The sequence below is a fragment of the Kaarinaea lacus genome (assembly GCF_975902315.1).
The window spans coordinates 1-4,088 of record NZ_CDLKIE010000364.1 but is presented as its reverse complement, the minus strand read 5'-3'; the positions used below and the strand labels follow the sequence as shown (position 1 = coordinate 4,088).

General features: G+C 44.5%; 3 protein-coding genes. All 3 read right to left on the bottom strand.

The features are described 5' to 3' along the window. Positions 1-547, bottom strand: a 547-nt coding sequence (locus ACWVCM_RS11885) for a molybdate ABC transporter substrate-binding protein (RefSeq protein WP_455201969.1), incomplete at its 3' end; no start/stop codon positions are given. A 183-nt stretch (positions 548-730) separates the two neighbouring features. After that, positions 731-1,336 (bottom strand): response regulator transcription factor, encoded by a 606-nt coding sequence (locus ACWVCM_RS11880; protein WP_455201968.1) that lies wholly within the window; start codon positions 1,334-1,336, stop codon positions 731-733. 2 nt (positions 1,337-1,338) lie between these two features. After that, a complete protein-coding gene (locus ACWVCM_RS11875; protein WP_455201967.1) occupies positions 1,339-3,756 on the bottom strand; it encodes a sensor histidine kinase in 2,418 nt (805 codons plus the stop codon). Positions 3,757-4,088: the final 332 nt, after the last annotated feature.

Here is a 4,088-nt window from a genome sequence, read left to right as displayed (position 1 = left end):
CTTCAGTCAAAGGATTTGGGTGAGATTGAACGATGTCCTCACGTCCCAGATCCTTCGGTCCCGCAATTTTTTTAGGATTCCCTTTTGCTACCATTAACTCGAGCTGATTATGCGTGTAAATCATGTAGTCACTCATAATGCCTTTGCCTTTGAGCTTCTTCAGGTGACCGAGATTAACACTGGCAAACAGGTCCGGATTTTGAGCGGTTTTTTGGCCATTGATTTCACCCTGCTTGAGGATTTGACCTTTCAGAATCTGGCCAGGTGGTATTGTTTCCACATAGATAGTTTTGATATCAGGATTTTTCTTCTGAAAATCCCTGATCAGTTCTTCCATCGCCATAAATTGATTTCCGGCCAGGTACATTACCAGATCAGATGTATAGGAATCACCAATTTGCCCATACTTGATATCCCCGTTGCTATGGAAGGTACGGTAGTCATGGCCATGTCCGGCGTCCTTGCCGGCGTACACTGTCCCTAAACTACCCGTACCGAGTGCTACACAGGCCATGGCTACCTTCCAGTTTACTCTTTGCTTCAACATCCACTACGCTCCTAAATCAAGAAATTTTTTATTTAACATGGAGTCGATGTTAAAACATCAAACCAGTTTTATTAACTGGCGCGTACCCCAGACAAAACTAGGGTGGTCCCTAGGTCAATGTCAGGAGAAAGACAATAGAAAAGAAAGTCTGGCTATTATTTGAAAGTGAGGGGATAAAAGTAGTTATTCGAGACCTGCAATGATTGCCTGGCGCACCAGTTCCGTAACAGAGCTTGCCTGCATCTTGGTCATTAGGTTGGACCGGTGAAGTTCAACGGTTTTGATACTTATTCCCAGTTCCGCAGCGATAATTTTATTGGCTGTTGACCTTAAGACATACTTAAGTACTTCCTGTTCCCTGGGCGTAAGAGTCGCGATACGATCTTTCACGCAATCAATACGTTCCTGCTCCTTGCGATTATCCAGGTCAAACGCAATCGCGCTTTGAATTCGCTCCAGCATTAACGAGTCGTTATAGGGTTTCTCAATAAAATCATAAACACCCGCTTTCATTGCACGAACAGCCATATCGACATCGGCGTGGCCAGTCATAATGATGACAGGTAAATTGCAGCCATCGTGTTTGAGCTTTACATGTAAATCCATTCCACTTATGCCAGGCATACGCACATCAAGCACGATACAACCGATAAGATTTTTATCATAAAAGTCGACAAAGGCCTGGCCGGAATCAAATGTTTTTACGGGTAAGCCCACCGAATCGATAAGCCATTCGAGCGACTCGCGCGCCAGTTTGTCATCATCTACAACATAAACAGTCGACTGCATAGTTAAATCTCGCCATCTAAAGGTAACTCAAATGAAAAACAAGCGCCTGCGTTGGCAACATTGCTTGCATATATAACTCCATGGTGAGCCTCAATAATAGACCGGCTTATTGACAGGCCTATACCCATACCCTCGGGCTTGGTGGTATAAAAGGCATCAAACAATTTCGATTCCGCTTCCGACGATATTCCGCTACCGTAATCCGTAACAGACAATTTTACTTTATCGCCCGTTCTCCCGGTAGTAATAGTCAACTCCCGGTTTTTCGGATCAACATTCTCCATCGCATCCAAACCGTTGCGAATAAAATTCAAAACCACCTGTTCGAGCTGTACTGCATTCGCAACAACATCTGGTAATTTATCACTTAAGTGTAGCTTAACATTTGCCTGGTGACGTTTAATCTCCACTGATACCAGGTCGATTATATTTAACACCACATCATTTAAAGAAGTAGCTTTACGGACAGCACTCCCCTTTTGCACAAATTCACGTAAGTGGCGAATAATATCGGCTGCCAGGGTTGCACCCTCGACCGTTCGTTCCAGGCCTTTAATCAGTTGATCCTTGTCATAATCGCCTTGCTGTAATCGGCGCAGGCAACCACTACTGTAATTAATTGCCCCGGTTAATGGTTGATTGAGCTCATGTGCAAGTCCGGCTGCCATCTCACCCATGGCGCTCATCCGACCTACCCTGGCAAGCTCTGACTGGTGACGTTGCTTTTCTTCAATCGCTTCCTGTTTTTCAATTTCGCTGCCAATCCACTGCGCCATAACCTCAAGAATGTTGTGATCCCAGTGAGTATAGGGTTCATCTCGTACTTTCGTATCTGCAAACTCAAGCACACAATGAGGTACTCCTTTAACAAAAACGGCGGTTGCCAGGTAACTGTTAAATGGTTTGCAATCATTCACTGCATTTGTGCAGTCCGCATTGTTTAAGTCAGGAATGTCCAATATAGGATTTTGCTGGTTAAGTGTTTTTTCTATACAGGATTTACTGATTGGACCAGATTGGCTGGAAATGAGTTCTTCCTGTCCTGCGATCGTACATGACTTGCGGTCTTGCCCGGTCAGGCTCGATAAATTAGCGACGGCAGTCTGATAATACTCGCGTCCGGTTTCCAGTAGTTTTGTTAATTTTTCATCGTGGTTTAAGCGCGGTGCACTGGTAATATCAACAAGCTCATGAAGCGTAATTTGGCTGGTTCGCAAGGACTTGTTTGCCTGCTCCAGTTCGTCGGTTCTGGCAATGACGCGTTGCTCCAGGGTGTCTTTATATTCCGCCAGTTTTGCCTGGGATTGTTTGCGTTCCGAAATTTCATTTCGCAAACTGCGGTCCGTTTCGCGTAGCCTGCGGTTTGTATTAGATATATATACAATAAGAATAAACAGCAGGATGACAAAAACAGCGGCAGCAGATAACCAGTGGGAATATTTTCTCGCTATTGCAGGCAGAGAAGTCTCACGCAGCACCTCGTAGGGCCCAATCTGTAGTTTTTGCATCAATTCATGAACCGGCGAATAATCCAGAGGTACTGTCCATCCCGCAGTCCGTGACATTGCCGCTGCGGGGTGATCCACTGGCATCGCTAAAAGAGCCAGCGTCACCCTGGTCGCCAGCTCCCTTGAGGCATTTTTATGTTTCGCAAAAGGCCATTCAGGATACAAGCGTGTACTTAAAGGTATATTATATTCTGGTTCATACCGCGCATTAAGAATGCGGAAGTCCCCTAAATCAAACCAGCCGGCTTCTATCATGCGCACCAGTGTTTCTGAACGGACTGTTGCAGCATCAACTTTACCGTCGTATACCGCCATCGCGATCTGGTCTTGCGGAAATCCAACAAACTCAACACGCGAGAAATCTTCAAAAGGATTTATGTTGTGCTCTGCAAGCTCACGCCACGCCATTTGAAATCCGCCAAATGCTTCCGGGCTCACTGCCATAAATGACTTGCCTTCCAGATCCTCCAATGACTGAATAGATCGGTTACTTAGCTTGGAAAAAATAACAGCGCCGAATCTGGTAGATATCCGCCCGGACTGAACTGACTGCATGGTGGCAATACGCGATATCCCGTATTGAGACTCAAGCTCAACATAGTTACCGGGGTTAGTCAGGATAAACTGGACACGATTCTCTTCAACGGCTTTCGCCATTTCAGATAAATTGAAAGGACTAAGCTCGAAACGATAACCAGGAATGTTTTGCGTAAGATATTCCGTGGTTGCACTCCAGCGATCTATTGCCTTCTGGTCACCCCGGTAAGACAAAACACCAATGTGCACAACCTCTTCCCCTGGTTCTTCCACTGGTGCAATTACGGCAATTTCATCATCGATTGGAGCAGCATATACCGGGAAGCCACAGACCCAACAAATGAAGACTACTAATAGAAAAATACCAACTCTCATAGACCAGTAATACTAACAAAAATTACTACAAAAATGGCTGGTTTATCAGTTAATCTATAACTGTAGAAAATACCTATAAGTATATGTATTATATAGTCTTTATTTTTGAATTAAGTCTAAAGTATATTCGCCTCAAATTTCGAGAAACAAAGATGGGCAACTACAGGGGTAAATTATTTTCATTTAGGAAATAGTGCACGGCTTTACAGCGCTAGCGGTCATTTATATTCACTCGCAAAATTACTGCAATCTGCCATAAGCGATAACGGTTGCCTCGGGAACTACTCCTAAAAAACGATATTCAGCATAATCAGGGCAACGACTAAAAACAG

Excerpts from the sequence above, each read along its gene's own strand:
- ACWVCM_RS11880 (WP_455201968.1), bottom strand. The coding sequence starts at position 1,336 with ATGCAGTCGACTGTTTATGTTGTAGATGATGACAAACTGGCGCGCGAG.
- ACWVCM_RS11875 (WP_455201967.1), bottom strand. The coding sequence starts at position 3,756 with ATGAGAGTTGGTATTTTTCTATTAGTAGTCTTCATTTGTTGGGTCTGT.